The following is an 18,090-nucleotide window of genomic DNA, read 5'->3' on the forward strand; positions in this document are numbered from 1 at the left end:
ATAGCAAACGCGCACATCCAACACACAACAAAACACTGGGTCACATTCATGCTAAAAATTCGTCTTATCGCCTCCACATCTGCCATTGGTCTGTTTGCGCTCGCTGCGCCCGCTGCTTTTGCCGAGACATCAGAAACGGGCGCTGCGGGCGAGGACGCTGGCAACGAAATCATCGTGACGGATCGCCGCGCTTATCGCGGTGATTTTGATGCGCTGGAGATTCCGCAAAACGATCAGATCCTGGGCGAAGACCTGCTGCGCGATGCCAATGCGCTGGATCTTAACCAAGCTCTCGATTTGTCGGCGTCGGTCGCACGCCAGAACAATTTCGGCGGTTTGTGGAATGCCTTTTCGGTGCGAGGTTTTTCGGGCGATATCAACCTGCCATCGGGCTTTCTCGTCAATGGGTTTAACGCCGGGCGCGGATTTGGCGGGCCGCGCGATCTTTCAGGCATCGAAGCGGTGGAAATACTCAAAGGCCCGCGCTCTGCCCTTTACGGACGGGGTGAGCCAGGTGGCACAGTCAATCTCGTCACCAAACGCCCGCAATTTGAAACTTCGGGCTATGTCCAGTTTCAAGGTGGATCATTCGATTTTTATCGCGGCGATGTCGATCTGCAAACGACACTTGGCGACAATGTCGGCGTGCGTATCGCTGGTTTTTACGAAGATGCCGGAAGCTTCCGCGAAACGGTTGAGACCGAGCGGTTCGGATTTTACCCCTCTATCACGGCCAAGCTGGGCGAAGACACCCGTGCGACTTACGAATTTGAATACACCAGTCAGGATATTCCGTTTGATCGCGGTGTGATTTTCTCTGAACAATTTGGCTTTAGCCCGCGCCGCACATTCACAGGTGAGCCGGGCGATGGTCCGATTGAAACCGAAGTGACCGGCCATCAATTTGAATTGCAGCACGATTATTCGGACAATTGGAGCCTGCTCGCTGGAGTGGGCTACCGCGAGACATCGCTTGTCGGCAATGCGTCGGAAAACAATTTTGGAAGCCGCCAGCTGTTTCTGCGCGATGGTGACACGATAACGCGCTTCTTCCGTTTCCGTGATTTCAATTCCGATTACTTCGTGGCGCGGGCAGAGCTTGCTGGCGAATTTGAAACGGGGTCGCTTAACCACCGGCTGATTTTCGGGGCAGATTATGACCGGTTTGAAAACAGCCTGTTTATCTTGCGCTTCCGCCCTCCCTTTGTGCCAGCTGATGCAGATCTGTCGCTGCTTGATCCGGCGACTTATCTGTCATTAAGCGCCAGCAATCCGGTCTATGGTCAATTCCCGATCCCGACGCCCGGTCCCAACACCGACCGCGAAGAAGTGCTGAAAGGCTTTGGTTTTTATATTCAGGACCAAATTGAAATTACCGAAAACCTGCAAATCCGCATCGGCGGACGGTTCGATGATTTTGAGCAAGACCTGACCAATCTTCGCGCCATCCCTGCCACAACGACATCGTCCAATTCTGATCGCTTCTCGCCGCAGATTGGCGCGGTTTATCAGGTGAATGACGGGCTTAGCCTCTATGCCTCTTACGGCGAGGGGTTCCGCCAGCAAACCGGTTCTGATTTTGAAGGCAATCAGTTTGCGCCCAATATCACCGAGAGCTTTGAATTTGGCGGAAAACTGGATGTGGGCACCATTTCAGACAAGGTTGATGGTCTTGTCACGCTGACATTTTTCCAGGTCGACCAGAGCAATATCCTCAACAATGATGATCGCCCTGAAGCGGTTGCTGCTGGCTTCTTCTTGTTCACCGCAGGCGAGGCGCGCAGCCGGGGAGTTGAGTTTGATGCCAATCTGGCATTCCAGACCGGGTTCAACCTTTACGTCTCCTATGCCTACACCGACGCTGAGTATTTAACGACAACGCTGGATGAGAGCGGATTTGGCGCGACAATCGAAGCGGGTGACCCGCTGATCAACGCGCCCGAACATCAATTGAGCATTCAGGCGAGCCAGGAATTTGCCATTGCCAACATTCCTGCTGAAATCGGCGGCGGAGTGCTGCATGTGGGATCGCGCAATGGATTTGCCGGGGTTGATTTTGACTTGCCTGCATATACGACCGTGCGCGCTTTCGCCGAGGTTGAAGTGGCGCAGGGATTTGTGCTGAGAGCAGATGTCGACAACATCTTTAACGAGACATTCTACACCAATTCCTTCGCCGATGTCTGGGTGCAACCGGGCGCGCCGACCTCTGCGCGTTTTACCGCTCGTTTCAGTTTCTAAATTGGAAGGATCAGCGAGATGACATCGCCATTGGAAGCCCGTTCGTTATCGCTCGTGCGCGAAGGAAACTCTGTGCTGGATGGAGTATCCTTCAGCGTTGCGCGCGGGGAGATCTTTGCCTTGCTGGGCGGCAATGGGGCCGGCAAATCATCCACTTTGCTCACGTTTCTGGGTTTTCTGGACCCTGCCAGCGGTGAAGCTTTGGTGGATGGCAAATCGGTTGCCAGCGATGTTGCAGCAGCGCGTTCGCTGATTGCCTATCTGCCTGAGGCTGCTTCGCTTTACGGGCATATGACCGCTTATGAAAATCTGAGCTATTTTCTCGATCTTGCCGGAAAAAAGGTGAGCGATGGGGATTTGGATGCGGCGCTTGACCGGGTGGCTTTGCCTGCAGAGGCACGCACGCGCCGGCTGCAATCCTATTCCAAAGGCATGCGGCAGAAAACCGCGATTGCCTTGGCGCTGCTGCGCGAGACGCCGATCCTGCTTTTGGATGAGCCGACTTCTGGCCTTGATCCGGTGGCGATTGATGAATTCCATGATCTTGTCACAACCTTGGCGAAAGGCGGGCAAACCATTTTGATGGTAACGCACGATGTTTACGGCGCGTGTCAGGTCGCGGACCGGGTGGGATTGCTGCGAGGCGGCCAGCTCGTGGGCAGTTTCGCTGCAGAAAATGGCGAGCGCATCGACACAGAAATGGTCCACGCTGCTTTCGCGCAGCGGGAAATGGCGCGGCCATGATCGCCCGGATCGCGCGTGAAGAATGGCGGTTGTGGCTGCGTTCAAGAGTAGTGGTTGCTGCATCGCTGATTGTGATCGTGCTGCTTGCCGCGACAAGCTTTTTGACGATTGAGCGGATCACCAGCGAACAATCGCAGCGGCACCAGCAGCAGGTGGCAGCCGAACAAACTTTCTTTGCTCAGCCTGACAGGCACCCGCATCGCATGGTCCATTATGGCCATTACGCGTTTCGCCCGCCGCCTCCCCTCGCCATGTTTGAACCCGGAGTGGACGCGGTCACCGGCCAGTCGATCTTCCTCGAAGGGCACCGCCAGAACACCGCCATGTTCGCCGATACCAAAGCGGCAGCCGACTTGGGCGGGTTTGGCGCGTTGACCCCGGCCAACTTGTATCAGGTGCTGATGCCGCTTTTGCTGATCGTGCTTGGCCATGCAATGTTCCTGCGCGAGCGGGAAAGCGGTACTTTGGCCGTTATGCTGGCGCAGGGGCAGTCGGGTGTGTCGCTTGCTGCGGGCAAAGCGGCCGCGTTGTTGGTGGTTATTGCGGCGTTTATGCTGCCGCTCGCCGGTGTGGCGGCGTTTTCGATCAGCGCGGGCGAGAGCGTGCTTGCCGCTGTCATGCTGGTCCTGGGATATTTTACCTATCTTTGCGTGTGGGGCGCGATTGTGCTGGTCGCTTCGATTTTGCTGAAACAGCGCGCTGTGTCGCTGGGCGCGTTGATCTTTGTCTGGCTGTTTGCCGCGTTGATTGTGCCGCGTTTCGCTATCAATGCCAGCAGCGCAGCGATCGATGCGCCAGGCAAAATTGAAAGCGATCTTGTGATGCTTGCCGAGCAGCGCAAGCTGGGCGATGGCCACGATGCTGCCGATCCCGCTTTCCAGCAATTGCAAGCGCAGGTGCTGGAACAATATGATGCCGAGACAATCGAGGAATTGCCGATCAACTGGCGCGGCGTTGTCGCCTCTTATTCCGAGGCGGAATTGACTGATCTGCTCAATTCATACGCCGAGGACCGGATGGGCAAGGAGGCGAGCCAATCGCAAATGTTCAATCTGTTTGGTATTGCTTCGCCTACAATCGCCATAAGCGCTGCCTCGCGCACGCTATCGGGCACCGATCTGGCGACGCATCACCGGTTCCTGCGCGAGGCAGAAGACTTGCGCTTTGCCTTTGTTCAGGCGCTCAATCAGGCGCACGCGGATGATCTGGATTACGCGGCTGATATCAATCGCAACGCCGATGCCGCTTCATCCAAAGCAGCGCGGATCAATGCAGGGGCGTGGCAAGTGCTTGATGAGTTTCGCTTTGCCCCTGACAGCGCGGGCGAGCGAGTAAGCCGCGCCGCTTTGTCGCTTGGCGTGCTGCTGGCGTGGCTGGCGGGCGCATTGGCTGCCATATGGTTTGCTGCGCGGCGGGTGAGGCTGTGATTGCGCGCGCACTTATTCGTGAAGCGCGGTTCCTGATTCGTGATCGCGGCGCGGTGTTCTGGCTGGCGCTTGCGCTTTCATTGTCAGTGATCGCAGTCAGTTTTGGCATATCCGAAGTGCGCGAACAGCGCGCCACTATTGCAACTTTGATCAAAGAGGATGCTGCCGACCGCCAAAACGCTCTGAAAGGGCATGAAGAATGGGGCTCGGCTGCCTATTACGCATTCCATTTCACTTACGCGCCGCCCTCTGATTTCGCCTTTGCAGCCATGGGGCAGCGCGATGCCAGCCCGTGGAAACACCGGGTGCGCATGCTCGCGCTCGAAGGGCAAATTCACGAAGCGGACACTCGCAACGCTGATTTTGGCCTAGTGGGACGGTTTGATTTTGCGTTCCTCGCAGCGTCGATTACGCCGCTTTTGCTGATCTTGTTATTGTACGATCTGCGCGCTTCTGAACGCACGGCGCGCCGGCACGATCTGCTGGTTGCAACCGCAGGATCATCTGGATCCTTGTGGTTCGCGCGCGCGCTTGTCCGGGTGGGCCTGCTGGCTTTGGCTTTGCTTGTCCCGCTGTGGGCTGCGGCGTTGATTGAGGGCGCACCGATTGCGTTGGTGATGCAGGGAAGCGCAATTGTTATCGGCGCGCTTGCGATATGGTGGCTGATTGTTGAGCTTATCAGCCGCATCAATGCCTCGCCATCAGTGCTGCTTACAAGTCTAATCGGCGTCTGGCTGGCCTTGGCAATCGTCGTCCCTGCACTATCCAAAGCCGCGATTGAGGCGCGCAATCCGGTGCCGGATGGCGGCGAGATATTGCTGCAGCAGCGCGAAGCGGTGAATGATGCCTGGGACTTGCCCAAAGAAGCCACGATGGAGCCATTCGTCGCTGAGCATCCAGAGCTGGCCGATCATGCCACCATTGAAGGGACATGGGCGTGGAATTGGTATTACGCGTTCCAGCAGGTGGGCGATCAAAAGGTTGCGCCTTTGGTTGAGCAGTATCGCAATGCGCGAATGGCCCGCGATAAAGAAGCGCAGCTTTTCTCGTATCTCTCGCCGACATCCTTTGTTGAACGCGCGTTTGAACATCTCGCTGGGACCGATGCGGCATCCATGATCGGCTATGAAAATGCCGTGCGCGATTTTCATGGGGAATTGCGCGCATTTTATTATCCGCTGATGTTTCCCGAACAGCCCTATGACGTCAAACGCCTCGATGATCTGCCCGCCTTTTCGCCGCCTTCGGCACATGGCGCTGCCTCATCATGACCCGCTGGCTTCGCCTATGCCTGACAATGCTGCTGGCTATTTGCGCGCCCGCGCTATCTGCTGAACCGGCGCAGCGGTTCGTGATCGGGGAGCATAGGGTCGAACCCGGAAAGCGCGCCGATATCCGCTTGAACGTTCCGGCAATAGGCGATGATCCGGGCACGTTTATCCCTGTCACAGTTCTTCACGGGGATGAGGAAGGACCAGTGCTTGCCGCTGTGGCCGGGGTGCATGGCTATGAATTTGCGTCCATTTTGGCAGCGGACGCGCTGGCAGACACAATTGATCCTGCTGACCTTAAAGGCACGGTGATCCTTGTGCGGGTCGCCAATATCCCCGCATTCGAAGCGCGCTCGCCTTACGTGAACCCGGTTGACCGCAAAAACCTCAATCGCAGCTTTCCCGGCAGCGCGGCCGGAACCTTGACCGAGCGGATTGCCGATGTCCTCTCGCGCGAAGTGGTGGCGCGCGCGGATTTCCTGATGGACATTCACAGCGGCGATGGCGCGGAATTTCTCGAAGCTTTTGTGGGCGTTTATGGCGGTCCATTGTCGAGCGATTTTGACACTGCCTTGGAGGTCGCGCGCGGGTTCGGGTTTCCCAATATCGTGCGCTATAAAATGAACACGCAGGCGCAGGTTGACACAAGGCGCTCGCTCAATCGGCAAGGAGTGGCAGCGGGCATTCCGACTGTGCTGGTGGAGATCGGCCAGAACGGCAGCCGCGATAAAGCGCATGTCCGTGCGATTGCCACAGGGGTTAAAAACGCACTTGGCATTTTGGGGATTTGGGAAAAGCCGCGCATCAATGTGCCGCCCGCGCTTCGCCTGTTTGAAAGCACAAAGGGCGTTACCGCATCGCATTCTGGCCTTTACACGCCTGCCGATCCGGACAGGCGTTATCTGTTTAAAGACGACCTGATCGGCACGATCCGCGATTACACGGGCAAGGAAGTTGAGCGGCTATACGCGCCGATTGATGGTTATGCGCTGTATGGGCTGAGAGGGCCGCCGGTGCGCGCAGGCGATGGAGTGGTGACAATTGGCCGCCCTGTCAGCAGCTTTTAAGCCGCTCGGTTCAAGCGGCGAGCCAGCCGCGCATTTCAGAAATGGGCGCTTGGGTCAGGACGCCTAAGGCAGAGCAGCGCTTTTCGCCCGGTCGCCTGCGCGAAACACCAGCGTTTCCACGTCTGTGCCTGCACCGATATTCACCCGGTTCACCTGGCGCGCCCAGATATCGGTCAGGATTTGCGAGTTCACACGAAGCTCAGCGCCCGGTCCGGGGAGGGGGCTTCCTGATAAATCAGCAAAGTGCGCCCTTCAATCTCGGTCCCCAGCAGATTGAGGGGCAGGGTATCGCTGCCCCGCTCGACTTCAAATCGCTCCGCGACATAGGCAGCAAAGGCGCGGCGGGCCTCAATGCCGCCCAGAATATCGTGGGTTTTGACGCCAAAGGTGCGCAGAGCGTGTTCGGCATCATGGATCGGCACCCGGTGCACCACTTCGATCATGTCGGTGCGCGGATTGTGCGCGATGACGGAGATCGACGCTTTCTGCTGGTGCGCTGCTGCTGGAACCGCCAGCAGCAGCGCCATCAAAAAGACGAGCGCGCGCCGCATCATTCGGTTGCGGCTTCCTCGGCTTCGGTTTCGGTTTCGCTTTCGTCGTCTTTCACCAGCACTTCGGCCATCAGATCGCGGCCTGCGCGCGAAGAGGGATCGGGGCGTTTGAACGCTTCAATCCGGCTCTCGATCATTTTGCGCGGATAATGGTTGTTGCCCACATCCGCATCCGCCGTTTCCCAATCAGGATCGACGACGACCTCAGCCAGTTCCTTGCCTTTGGGATAGACCAGCAATTTGGAGACATTGCGCGAATTGCGCCGCCAAATTTCGGCCGGGATGTTCATTTTTTCAGTGGTCCCATCGGCAAAGGTCAGGCCAAGAATGATCGGCATCACCAGCCCGCCTTTGTTTGAGAAACTCAGCACATAATAATTGGCGTCTTCCTCAACCGCGCGGTCAAAGGCTGCGCGCTCCCAATCGTCCAAACCTTCAAGGAAGCTTTCATACTTTTTCGTATCGCGCGGGGTGACGGTGAAGCGGTCGTTTTCGTCGTAGAAATCGGTCACGCCGGGATTTTCCAGCACCCAGATCGGCAGACCCTGTTCGCGGTTCAGACGCACGCCGACTTTCTCAGGCTCGCCGGCCAATTCATCGCGGCGGCGGGCAAGGTCGATATCGGGATTCTTGGTATCCAGCCGCAGCTTGTGGATGGTATCGAGTGAGATATCGACGTGATCGGTGGTGTAGAACCAGCCGCGCCAGAACCAATCAAGATCGGTGCCCGATGCCTCTTCCATGGTGCGGAAGAAATCGGTGGGCGTGGGCCGCTTGAATTTCCAGCGGCGGGCATATTCGCGAAGGGCAAAATCAAACCGCTCGCGCCCAATCACCGTATCTCGCAGGATATGATAGGCAGCTGATGGCTTGCCGTAAGCATTGGGGCCAATGTTCAAGATGCTGTCTGATTGCGTCATGATCGGCACCTGATTGCGCGATGTCATATAGGGGATCAGATCGCGCGGCAGCGAACGGGTCCATTGCACATCGGGATCCCATTCATAGCCTGCAACGCTATCGAGGAAGGAATTGATCCCTTCATCCATCCACGTCCATTGGCGCTCATCCGAATTGACGACCATGGGAAAATAGATGTGGCCAATTTCGTGGATCACCACGCCAATAAGGAAGATCTTCTCGCTTTCTGAATAGGTGCGCGTGCCATCGTCCTGCAGAGTTGTGCGCGGGCCATTGAACGTGATCATCGGGTATTCCATCCCGCCGACAGGGCCGTTTACGGATTGCGCGGTCGGATAGGGATAATCAAAGCTGTATTTGGAATAAACCTCCATCGTGTGGACCACAGCGGCGGTGGAATATTTGCGCCACAATTCGCCGCCTTCCTTGGGCCAGAACGACATCGCCATCACGGTTGAATGCTGAGCGCCGGGCTGTTTGTGTCCCTGCGCATCCCACATGAACTTGCGGCTGGTCGCCCATGAAAAATCGCGCACATTCTGCGCGGTAAATCGCCATGTCTTGTTGCCTGTGGGATTGGAGGCCTCGTTCGCTTCTGCCTCTTCAGGGGTCACGATGAACATCGGTTCGGTAGCGTTGCGCGCGCGCGCCAAGCGTTGACGCTGCGCCGACGTAAGCACGGCTGCCGGGTTTGCCAGCACGCCGGTGGATGAGACGATGTGATCATTGGGCACCGTCATCGACACATCGTAATCGCCAAATTCGAGCGTAAATTCGCCGCGGCCCAAAAACTCTTTGTTATGCCAGCCTTCATAATCGGAATAGGCGACCATGCGCGGGAACCACTGCGCAAACAGGAACAGGTCATTGCCCCCTTCGCGCGGATCATCGGGGAAATGTTCATAGCCGGAACGCGCGAAAATCACGTTTTCTTCGACAATGTTGAACGCCCAATCGACATTGAAAGTAACGCTGGCACCCGGGCGCAGGGGCGTTGGCAGATCAATCCGCATCAGCGTGCCGACAATGGTGTGATCGAGCGCGCGCCCGCCAGCCAGGCTCACCCGGCCTATGTCATAGCCATAGGCCTTGTCCGCCATGGCCTGTTGGCGGCGTAATTCTTCAAGCGACAATTTGGGAGGCTCGCCCCCGCCGCCCGCGCTTACCGCAGGCCCGCGCCTGCCGGGGCCGCCAAATGTGTTGGTGAGCTCTGCCATGGAATCTTTTTTGAAGATGTTCTGATCGAGCTGCATCCAGATCCATGGCAGGGTATCGGGCGAGTTGTTTTTGTATGTGATCGTCGCGTTTGCCGTCAGCCGGCGCGCGTCTTCATCGAGATTGGCGCGGATGCGGTAGTCGGCTTCTTGTTGCCAGTATTGGTGGCCCGGCGCGCCTGATGCGTTGCGGTAGACATTGGGATCGGCCAGCACTTCATCCAATTGGCGAAACTTGTCTTCGAAATCGCCTTTCGTCTGCTGGATACCTTGCGCAAAAGCGGGGACGGCGAACAGGAAAGCGGCGATAAAGGCGATCAATCTCAAAGGGATTTCCTCTTGGGTTTAGTGAGATAGGGTGAGCTTATACGGGGCCAGACCGGGCTGCAAAGGGCCAAATGGCAAAGCGCCGCACAAGGAACTTTTCGAACACCGCGCGCCACAAAGATTGCAAATGCTCTCTTGCCCGCGCAAGGTTGATGCGCATGATTAAAGGGGGGAACAGATGGCTGGCGAACCAGACGATATCGCAGAGGGTATCGCAGATGATACGCAGGCCAAGAGCGCGGTGCAAAGCGCGTATTGGCGCGAAAACATTCGCCTGCTTGCCGCGCTGATGACGATCTGGTTTGCCTGTTCCTTTGGCGCAGGCATCCTGTTTCGCGATTTTCTCGATCAGTTCAGCCTTGGCGGGTATCCGCTGGGATTCTGGTTTGCGCAGCAGGGTTCGATCTACATCTTCATCGCGCTCATTTTCATCTATGTTTTCCGGATGAAAGCGATTGAGCGCAAATATGATCTTGACGATTAGGCGCGCGCCCTAATGGATACGCAATCTCTTATCTATCTGTTCGTTGGCGCGAGTTTCGCGCTGTATATCGGCATCGCCATCTGGAGCCGCGCGGGTTCGACCAAGGAGTTCTACGTCGCAGGCGGCGGGGTCCATCCGGTTGTCAATGGCATGGCGACAGCGGCCGATTGGATGAGCGCTGCGAGCTTCCTATCCATGGCGGGCCTCATTGCGTTTATGGGATATGACGCCAGCGTCTATCTGATGGGGTGGACGGGCGGCTATGTGATGCTGGCACTGCTGCTTGCGCCGTATTTGCGCAAATTTGGCCAGTTCACAGTGCCCGATTTTATCGGCACACGGTACTATTCCAAAACCGCGCGCGTGGTGGCGGTTATCTGCCTGATATTTATCAGCTTTACCTATATCGCAGGGCAGATGCGCGGGGTGGGAATTGTGTTTTCGCAATTCCTTGATGTGTCGATTTTCTGGGGCGTTATCATCGGCATGGGGATCGTCTTTATCTACGCCGTTTTGGGCGGGATGAAGGGGATCACCTATACGCAGGTCGCGCAATATTGCGTGCTGATCTTTGCCTATATGGTGCCCGCATTCTTTATCAGCTTTATGCTGACAGGCACGCCTTTGCCGCAGATTGGGCTGGGATCAGTCGTGCAGGATGGGTCGGGGCAATATATGCTGGAAAGGCTCGATAATGTGCTGGTTGATCTGGGTTTCAATCAATACACCGCCGGGTCCAAATCCATGATCGACGTGTTCTGCATCACCATGGCGCTGATGGTGGGCACAGCAGGTTTGCCGCATGTGATCGTGCGGTTCTTCACGGTGCCCAAAGCGTCCGATGCAAGGCTGTCGGCAGGGTGGGCGCTGGTCTTTATCGCGCTGTTATACACCACCGCGCCTGCCATTGGCGCGTTCGGCATGTACAACCTCATCAACAAAGTCGACGGGGTCGCTTACAGCGAGGTCGAGCCGTTCTTCACCAATTGGGAGGATGCAGACCTTTACGCCTGGCAGGACAAGAACGGCGATGGTGTTATGCAATATCGCCCCGGCACAGCCTTTGAAGGCAAGCCTGATTTTACCGGGAAACGCGGCCCATCGGGAGAGCGGCTGGTGGCCAATGCGCCCAATGGGGAAAGCGAAAACGAGATCTATGTTGATCGCGATACATTGGTGCTCGCCAATCCGGAAATTGCCGGTCTGCCCGGTTGGGTCGTCGCGCTGATGGCAGCGGGCGGATTGGCAGCGGCGCTTTCCACCGCGGCGGGTTTGCTGCTGGTTATCTCAAGTTCGGTTAGCCATGATTTGCTCAAAAGCACCTTTGCCCCCAAAATTTCTGCCAAGGGCGAATTGCTGGCCGCGCGTATTGCGGCAACGGCGGCGATTGTGGTGGCGGGGTATCTGGGTATCTATCCGCCCGGCTGGGTCGCGCAGGTCGTCGCCTTTGCATTCGGTCTTGCCGCATCCAGCCTGTTTCCTGCGATCTTTATGGGCATATTCTTTAAGGGCATGAACCGCGAAGGCGCGATTGCGGGCATGGTTTCGGGGCTTGTTTTCACCTTTGGCTATATCGTTTATTTCAAGCTGGTGAACCCGGCGGCGAACACCGCGGACAATTGGCTGTTTGGTATCTCGCCCGAGGGGATCGGAGTGATCGGCATGGTGATCAATTTTGCCGCAGCGATCGGCGCGGCAAGCGTGACGGCCAAGACCCCGGCGCATATTCGCGCATTGGTTGAAACCATCCGGGTGCCGCGCGGGGCGGGGGATGCGGCAGAGCATTGATGGGATGCTCAAATAGTAAGCAGGGCCCCTGGCGCGGTTTGCTTAGGTGGCGAACAATTGGGCAGGGTCAGCAAAAGCCTTGAATTCCAAAGCATTGCCGGATGGATCGCGCAGGAACATCGTGGCCTGTTCGCCCGGCTTGCCTTCAAAGCGCACTTTGGGCGCGATGATAAACTGCGTGCCAGCCGCTTGCATTTTGTCAGCCAAAGCGCGCCAATCCTTCATTGATAAGACCAGGCCAAAATGCGGCACGGGCACATGATCGCCATCGACCTTGTTCCCCGCCACGCTGTCTGCATTTGCATGCGCATTATCGGCCAGATGCGCGACAATCTGATGGCCGTGAAAATCAAAATCGATCCATTCATCTGAGCTGCGCCCTTCATCGCATCCCAAAAGATCGCCGTAAAAGCCGCGCGCGGCGGCCAGATCATGGACGGGAAAAGCGAGGTGAAAAGGGGGCAAGCTCATAAGCGGACTATCTGCCTCAATTTGCTTCCCAGCGCCAGATCGTCATCCGCCGATCCATCTGCATGATTGCGCGCATTTTCCTACATGCGCGCAATTTGCGATGGCGATAGCCTTATGCAAAAGAAACCTGAAATCACCCGCAAAACCGCCCCGAACACTGATCCGAACATTGGCCCGAAAACTGTGCGCGCAAAGACGCCTGCTGAGGCTCGTCTTGATGCGATCATCGCCGAGCTGCTCGCAATGGACAATTTATCCTCTGGACCGTGTAACATGCGGTCCACCATTCAGCATCGACAGCGAAAGGATGAACGGATAGGGCGATCCTCGAACGCAAGGTGGAGCGGGAAACGCATGAAGCTGATCATCGGTAACAAGAACTACTCAAGCTGGTCCCTGCGGGGCTGGCTCGCGGTCAAACAATCGGGATTGTCGTTTGAAGAGATCCTCGTTCCCATGCTCGGGGAGCAGTGGAACAGCCGCAAAACCAACGAGCAGTTCCAGCCTTCCAGCGGCAAAGTGCCCATCCTGTGGGATGGTGATGATGTGATCTGGGATAGCCTCGCGATCATGGAGTACATGGCCGACAAGGTGGGGCGCGACCGGTTCTGGCCCAAGGACGATGCCCCGCGCGGCATGGCGCGGGCAATGGTGGCCGAAATGCACTCATGCTATCTGGCATTGCGCACCGAAATGCCAATGAATGTGCGCCGCCGGATACAGCTGGAAAGCCTTTCTGATCAGGCAAAAGCCGATGTCGTGCGCATTCTGGGCCTATGGGCAGAAGCCCGCGCGCGCCACGGCAGCGCCGGACCGTTTCTGTTTGGCACTTTTGGCGCGGCTGACATCGCCTATGCGCCCGTTGTGTCGCGTTTCATCACCTATGGCATTGGCGTGCCCGGTTTTGCACAAAGCTATATGCAGGCCATCTGGGAACATGACTGGATGCAGGAATGGATCGCCGCGTCTGAAGAAGAGCAATGGGTGATCGAGCAATATGAGGCGGTGACTTGATCGCTTGCGCCCGCGCTGATGCGTGCTACCCCTTCGCATTATGAGTGATGCTCTGGAATACGCCAAAGCGCTGATGGCTGCGCCCAGTGTGACCCCCGCAACCGGCGAGGTGTTCGATGTAATGGAAGCGGCGCTTGCCCCGCTGGGCTTTGCTGTCCACCGCTTTCAGCGCGGCGATGGGGACGAAGGGTCAGACGAGGCCCCGGTTGAAAACCTGTTCGCCACCCGCAAAGGGCCGCAAGGCAGCGGGCACTTTGCCTTTGCAGGGCACCTTGATGTGGTGCCGCCCGGTGATGGCTGGTCAAGCGCGCCGTTCCAGCCCGAAGCACGCGGAGAGCTGCTCTATGGCCGCGGCGCGGTTGATATGAAGGGTTCGATCGCTTGCATGATCGCTGCTGTAAAGGATGTTCCGCAAAAGGCGGGCACCATCAGCTTCATCATCACAGGCGATGAAGAAGGGCCAGCGCTGCACGGTACGCGCGCTTTGATCGACCATATGCGCGCTGAGGCGTGCGAGCCTGATCTGTGCCTAGTGGGCGAACCGACATCGGTGAACCAACTGGGCGATATGATGAAGATCGGCAGGCGCGGCTCTGTCAACATCTGGATCACAGTGGATGGCACGCAGGGCCATGTCGCCTATCCGCATCTGGCTGACAACCCGTTGCCAAAGCTTGTGGCGATCCTGGCAGAGCTGGACGCTTTGACGCTGGATACAGGCACGGACTGGTTCCAGCCTTCCAATCTGGAAATCACCGATATCGAAGTGGGCAATAAAGCGCACAATGTGATCCCCGCACAGGCAAAAGCGCGCCTCTCTATCCGGTTCAACGACCTGCACACAGGCGCAAGCCTGTCCGAAAGGGTATCCGCGATTGCGCAAAGGCACGGCGGGCGCGCTTTGCCGATCATATCGGGCGAACCCTTCCTCACCCAGCCGGGCGCATTCTCATCCATGCTTGCAGACGCGATTGCAGCGGAAACGGGCCTTAAGCCGGAGCAATCAACAACCGGCGGTACATCGGATGCACGGTTCCTGCGCAGCGTTTGCCCGGTCATCGAATTTGGCCTGTGCAATGCTACCATGCACAAACGCGATGAAGCGGTCGCCATGGCCGATCTCGATGTGCTCACGCGGATCTACACCCGTGCAGCCCTTAGCGCATTGGCTCTCAAGACAGAACAAAAAGAGGCGTAACACCCATGCAAACTTGGTTCGCAATCCCCCTTTGGCAGCGAGTGATCGGTGCGTTGGTGCTTGGCATCGCGCTTGGTCTGGCGTGGGGGCCTGAGGCGGCAAGCATCAAGATCATCGGCGATGTGTTTATCGCATTCATCAAGATGCTGGTCGTGCCGCTGATCTTCTTCAGCCTTGTGGCGGGCGTTGCGAGCATTGGCGATTTAAGGAAGCTTGGCTCTGTCGGTTGGCGCGCATTGCTGATCTTCATCGTAACGGGGCAAATGGCCGTGTGGTTGGGACTTGGCATTGGCACTCTGGCCAAGCCGGGCGCGGGACTTGATCCGTCCAAGATGGCGCTCGATGCAGCAGCCTTGGAAAAAGCAGAAGCACGCAAGGAAGAAGCGGTGTCGTTCACCGACATGGTTCTGGAAGTCATCCCGTCGAGCCCGGTTCAGGTGATGGCGGATGTGAACGTGTTGCCGCTTATCGTGTTCTCGCTCCTCATCGGGATAGGCATTCTGATGGCCAAGGAAGAGGGCGAGCCTGTGCTCAAGATCTTCGAATCTGGCAGCGTTGTCATGCAGAAGGTGACCATGGTGGTGATGGAGCTCACTCCGTTCGGCGTCTTTGCGCTGATGGCGTGGGTTGCGGGCACCTTGGGCGTGGATGCGCTCAAGGCGTTGGGGCAGGTGGTGTTCCTCAATTACCTAGGATGTTTCCTGATTATCGGGGTGATCTATGCAGGGATGATCAAGTTCATCGCGCGCCTGCCGGTAATCGACTTCTTTCGTGGCATAATTGACGCGATTGCAGTGAGCTACTCAACCGCGAGTTCAAACGCGACATTGCCGGTAACCCTGCGCTGCGCACGCCGCAATCTGGGTGTGTCGAACTCGGTCGCAAGCTTTGTCATATCGCTTGGCGCGACGATCAATATGAACGGCACCGCGATGTATCTGGGCCTTGCGACATTATTCGGCGCGCAGGTTTTCGGCGTGGATTTGAGCTGGGGCGATTATGTGACGATCTCGATCCTCGGCACTTTGGGAGCGATCGGCGCGGCGGGCATTCCGGGATCGGGCCTGATCATGATGGTGCTGGTGTTCGGCGCGGTTGACGTGCCCTTAGCGACCATCGCGCTGGTCGCTGGCATTGATCGGATCATGGACATGATGCGCACGACGACGAATGTGTCAGGTGACGCGGCGGTGGCGACGACCGTAGCGAGCTTGACCGGTGAGATTGATACCGAGGAGATGATCTCGGCGGATGATGTGTAGAAACTACCCTTCGTCGATGAAGCAGCGAAGTAATGGCAGCAGCTCTCGATAGGTTTCGACAAAACCGGAATTGCCTTGGTGGTTGGCAGCTCGATAAGCGAAGAACAACTCGTTACGCACAGCTACCAGTGAGTCTCTCGATTGGGCTTTTGCCGCGTCAGCGCATGCAGCGAACGAGCCATAGTGCTCATAGCCATTAAAGCTCGCTGCAAATTCGCGGACCGCGTCTGTATCGTACGGATCGGGAAGTTTGATCGCCATTACCGCCCCTTAGGCACCTCCAGCACCTTTTTCCTTAAACTGCACAGATCCACTTGGCTGCACCGCCAGCATTCCGGCGTTCGCGCTTTGCATACATACCGCCCATGCAGGATCAGCCAGTGATGCGCGTGCAGGCGGAAGGGCTGGGGCACGCGCTTTTCGAGCTTTGCTTCGACCGCTTCTGGCGTCTTGCCTTTAGCAAGCCCCGTGCGGTTCCCCACGCGCAAAATGTGCGTGTCGACCGCAAAGGTCTCCTGTTTGAACCAGCAATTCAGGACCACATTGGCCGTCTTGCGGCCCACACCGGGCAACCGCACGAGGTCGTCGCGCGTATCGGGAACCTCGCCGCCATACTCGTCAATCAAAAGCTGCGAGAGCGCGATGACGTTCTTCGCTTTGGAGTTAAACAGACCAATGGTCTTGATATGCTCAATCAGGCCTTCGAGCCCCAGATCGAGCATTTGCTGCGGCGTTTTCACCTTTGCAAACAGCGCGCGGGTCGCCTTGTTCACGCCAACATCAGTCGCCTGTGCAGACAAAGCGACCGCCACGACAAGCTGATAGGCATTGCCATATTCCAGCTCGGTCTCTGGCTCAGGATTGCTCTCTGCCAAACGGCGGAAGAACTCAAAAATTTGGTCTTTGGTCATGCGCCTGGCGTCATTCCTCAGCACTGGCGGGCGGGTTTGCCGCTTTCCATTCCATCGCGGTGCGCACCCTGTTTTCGACCGTGGGATGGGTATAGAACACGGTCTCCTCAATCGGGCCAGCCAGCGGATAGCGGTATTCGACTGTCTTGATCAGCGCCCCGGCAAGCGCATCGGGCAGGTTCACGCTCTCCAGCGAATAACGGTCCGCCTCGCGCTCTCCGATACGGACAATCCCGTTAAGCAGCGGCTGTGCCAAAGTGAAAAACAGCCCGAAAGCGAACAAAAACACGGGTATGCCGCGCACATCTGCCAGTGCCGCTTTGCTGCCAAACCGGCGTGCAAACCAGCCATAGGTTTTGTCAGTCAGGAAAAACACGATCAGCGCCGTCACGCTAATCACCGCGATCATGCGCCAGACATGGCCAAGAACATAGTGGCCAATCTCGTGCCCGGTCACCGCTTTCACTTCATCCAGCGAAGCCTGGTCCATCGCCACATCGGAAATCGCGATGCGAGCGGATGAACCGATGCCGGACACATTGGCCGTGAAATTGTTCGATTGGCGCGATCCGTCAAACATAAAGATGCGATCTGCCGGGATACCTGCCTCAGCGCCCAAAGCGTGAACCGCATCGCGCACTTCGCCTTCGGGAATGGGCGTATAGTCGTTGAAAATCGGTTCGATCACAGCAGGCGACAACAGCAAGGCGAAGGAGGCAAAGCCGGCCACAAGACCGCCAGACCACAGCCACCACAATTTGCCTGCACGCCGGATCAGGAAATAGACGCCGACAAACAGCACGGCGGTCATCACCGCGCCAATCCCTATACCGATCGCGCCTTGGCTAAGATAATCGGCCAGAGGTTGCTGCGTGCGGCCATATTCGGTTTCGCGCCACCAATCTTCGTAAATGGAGAACGGCAGGGTCAACAGGGCGCTCAACACGTTAAACACCAGCGCCACTGCAAACACGCGCAGGTTCTGCCACCGTTCGCTTACCTTGCCAAAGACCCGATCAAGCACGCCGGTCCTCACCACCACAAAGGTGACGATAGCGCTGACGATGATCCCGGCCAAAATCAGCCAGTGATTGCCAGTGGTATAGGCGCGAGACAATTCGAGCGTTTCTGCCCCTAGAGTGTCGATATAGCCGCGGGTCGCTGCGGCTGGATCAAATGCCATTCCAATTGCTCCTGAA

The 18,090-nt window shown here is 57.2% G+C and carries 17 protein-coding genes; 10 read left to right on the plus strand and 7 right to left on the minus strand.

Annotated elements, in window-relative coordinates; all coding sequences use genetic code 11:
* The first annotated feature begins 48 nt into the window (after positions 1 to 48).
* From AC0V6W_RS10390 to AC0V6W_RS10410, 5 genes are read left to right on the plus strand one after another with little or no spacing between them, the layout of a single operon-like run.
* Complete coding sequence (locus tag AC0V6W_RS10390) at positions 49 to 2,241, plus strand: TonB-dependent siderophore receptor (protein WP_486149730.1); 2,193 nt, start codon at positions 49 to 51, stop codon at positions 2,239 to 2,241.
* 18 nt (positions 2,242 to 2,259) lie between these two features.
* Entirely contained in the window at positions 2,260 to 2,985 is a 726-nt protein-coding gene (locus tag AC0V6W_RS10395) for an ABC transporter ATP-binding protein (RefSeq protein ID WP_486149732.1), read from the plus strand.
* Positions 2,982 to 4,412, plus strand: a complete 1,431-nt coding sequence (locus AC0V6W_RS10400) for a DUF3526 domain-containing protein (protein WP_486149734.1) — start codon at positions 2,982 to 2,984, stop codon at positions 4,410 to 4,412. The genes AC0V6W_RS10395 and AC0V6W_RS10400 overlap by 4 nt, the downstream gene beginning before the upstream one ends.
* The gene (locus tag AC0V6W_RS10405; RefSeq protein ID WP_486149736.1) at positions 4,409 to 5,683 is read left to right on the plus strand and encodes a DUF3526 domain-containing protein; all 1,275 of its coding nucleotides are present in this window, start codon (positions 4,409 to 4,411) and stop codon (positions 5,681 to 5,683) included. Before AC0V6W_RS10400 ends, AC0V6W_RS10405 begins: the two co-directional genes overlap by 4 nt.
* Positions 5,680 to 6,750: a M14 family metallopeptidase gene (locus tag AC0V6W_RS10410; protein WP_486149738.1), complete on the plus strand. Its 1,071-nt coding sequence runs from the start codon at positions 5,680 to 5,682 to the stop codon at positions 6,748 to 6,750. The genes AC0V6W_RS10405 and AC0V6W_RS10410 overlap by 4 nt, the downstream gene beginning before the upstream one ends.
* 63 nt (positions 6,751 to 6,813) lie before the next feature.
* Here AC0V6W_RS10410 and AC0V6W_RS10415 read toward each other — a convergent pair whose 3' ends face one another.
* From AC0V6W_RS10415 to AC0V6W_RS10425, 3 genes are read right to left on the minus strand one after another with little or no spacing between them, the layout of a single operon-like run.
* The gene (locus AC0V6W_RS10415; protein WP_486149740.1) at positions 6,814 to 6,942 is read right to left on the minus strand and encodes a hypothetical protein; all 129 of its coding nucleotides are present in this window, start codon (positions 6,940 to 6,942) and stop codon (positions 6,814 to 6,816) included.
* Positions 6,939 to 7,304, minus strand: a complete 366-nt coding sequence (locus AC0V6W_RS10420; RefSeq protein WP_486149742.1) for a DUF6702 family protein — start codon at positions 7,302 to 7,304, stop codon at positions 6,939 to 6,941. The genes AC0V6W_RS10415 and AC0V6W_RS10420 overlap by 4 nt, the downstream gene beginning before the upstream one ends.
* Positions 7,301 to 9,763 (minus strand): M1 family metallopeptidase, encoded by a 2,463-nt coding sequence (locus AC0V6W_RS10425; RefSeq protein ID WP_486149744.1) that lies wholly within the window; start codon positions 9,761 to 9,763, stop codon positions 7,301 to 7,303. The genes AC0V6W_RS10420 and AC0V6W_RS10425 overlap by 4 nt, the downstream gene beginning before the upstream one ends.
* A gap of 178 nt (positions 9,764 to 9,941) precedes the next feature.
* On the opposite strand from AC0V6W_RS10425, the gene AC0V6W_RS10430 reads away from it, so the two are divergent.
* Both AC0V6W_RS10430 and AC0V6W_RS10435 read left to right on the plus strand, forming a co-directional pair.
* On the plus strand, positions 9,942 to 10,247 hold the full coding sequence (locus AC0V6W_RS10430; RefSeq protein ID WP_486149746.1) for a DUF4212 domain-containing protein: 306 nt from the start codon (positions 9,942 to 9,944) through the stop codon (positions 10,245 to 10,247).
* 12 nt (positions 10,248 to 10,259) lie between these two features.
* Positions 10,260 to 12,035, plus strand: a complete 1,776-nt coding sequence (locus AC0V6W_RS10435) for a sodium:solute symporter family protein (RefSeq protein WP_486149748.1) — start codon at positions 10,260 to 10,262, stop codon at positions 12,033 to 12,035.
* 42 nt (positions 12,036 to 12,077) lie between these two features.
* On the opposite strand, the gene AC0V6W_RS10440 is transcribed toward AC0V6W_RS10435, so the two are convergent.
* A complete protein-coding gene (locus tag AC0V6W_RS10440; RefSeq protein WP_486149750.1) occupies positions 12,078 to 12,506 on the minus strand; it encodes a VOC family protein in 429 nt (142 codons plus the stop codon).
* A 354-nt stretch (positions 12,507 to 12,860) separates the two neighbouring features.
* Between AC0V6W_RS10440 and AC0V6W_RS10445 the strand changes: the two genes are divergently transcribed.
* From AC0V6W_RS10445 to AC0V6W_RS10455, 3 genes are read left to right on the plus strand one after another with little or no spacing between them, the layout of a single operon-like run.
* On the plus strand, positions 12,861 to 13,520 hold the full coding sequence (locus AC0V6W_RS10445; protein WP_486151563.1) for a glutathione S-transferase family protein: 660 nt from the start codon (positions 12,861 to 12,863) through the stop codon (positions 13,518 to 13,520).
* A 40-nt stretch (positions 13,521 to 13,560) separates the two neighbouring features.
* Positions 13,561 to 14,718 (plus strand): succinyl-diaminopimelate desuccinylase, encoded by a 1,158-nt coding sequence (dapE, locus tag AC0V6W_RS10450; RefSeq protein WP_486149752.1) that lies wholly within the window; start codon positions 13,561 to 13,563, stop codon positions 14,716 to 14,718.
* 5 nt (positions 14,719 to 14,723) lie between these two features.
* Positions 14,724 to 15,980 carry a dicarboxylate/amino acid:cation symporter gene (locus tag AC0V6W_RS10455; protein WP_486149754.1) on the plus strand — a complete coding sequence of 419 codons (1,257 nt, stop codon included), beginning with the start codon at positions 14,724 to 14,726 and terminating at the stop codon, positions 15,978 to 15,980.
* 3 nt (positions 15,981 to 15,983) lie between these two features.
* Here AC0V6W_RS10455 and AC0V6W_RS10460 read toward each other — a convergent pair whose 3' ends face one another.
* The 3 genes from AC0V6W_RS10460 to AC0V6W_RS10470 are packed head-to-tail and all read right to left on the minus strand — an operon-like array spanning position 15,984 to position 18,074.
* A complete protein-coding gene (locus AC0V6W_RS10460) occupies positions 15,984 to 16,241 on the minus strand; it encodes a hypothetical protein (protein ID WP_486149756.1) in 258 nt (85 codons plus the stop codon).
* The gene (gene nth / locus AC0V6W_RS10465) at positions 16,241 to 16,891 is read right to left on the minus strand and encodes an endonuclease III (RefSeq protein WP_486149758.1); all 651 of its coding nucleotides are present in this window, start codon (positions 16,889 to 16,891) and stop codon (positions 16,241 to 16,243) included. Before nth ends, AC0V6W_RS10460 begins: the two co-directional genes overlap by 1 nt.
* Positions 16,892 to 16,901: 10 nt before the next feature.
* Positions 16,902 to 18,074, minus strand: a complete 1,173-nt coding sequence (locus tag AC0V6W_RS10470; RefSeq protein WP_486149760.1) for a M48 family metallopeptidase — start codon at positions 18,072 to 18,074, stop codon at positions 16,902 to 16,904.
* Between the last annotated feature and the right edge of the window lie 16 nt (positions 18,075 to 18,090).

The organism is Erythrobacter sp. JB1-7 (assembly GCF_057365015.1).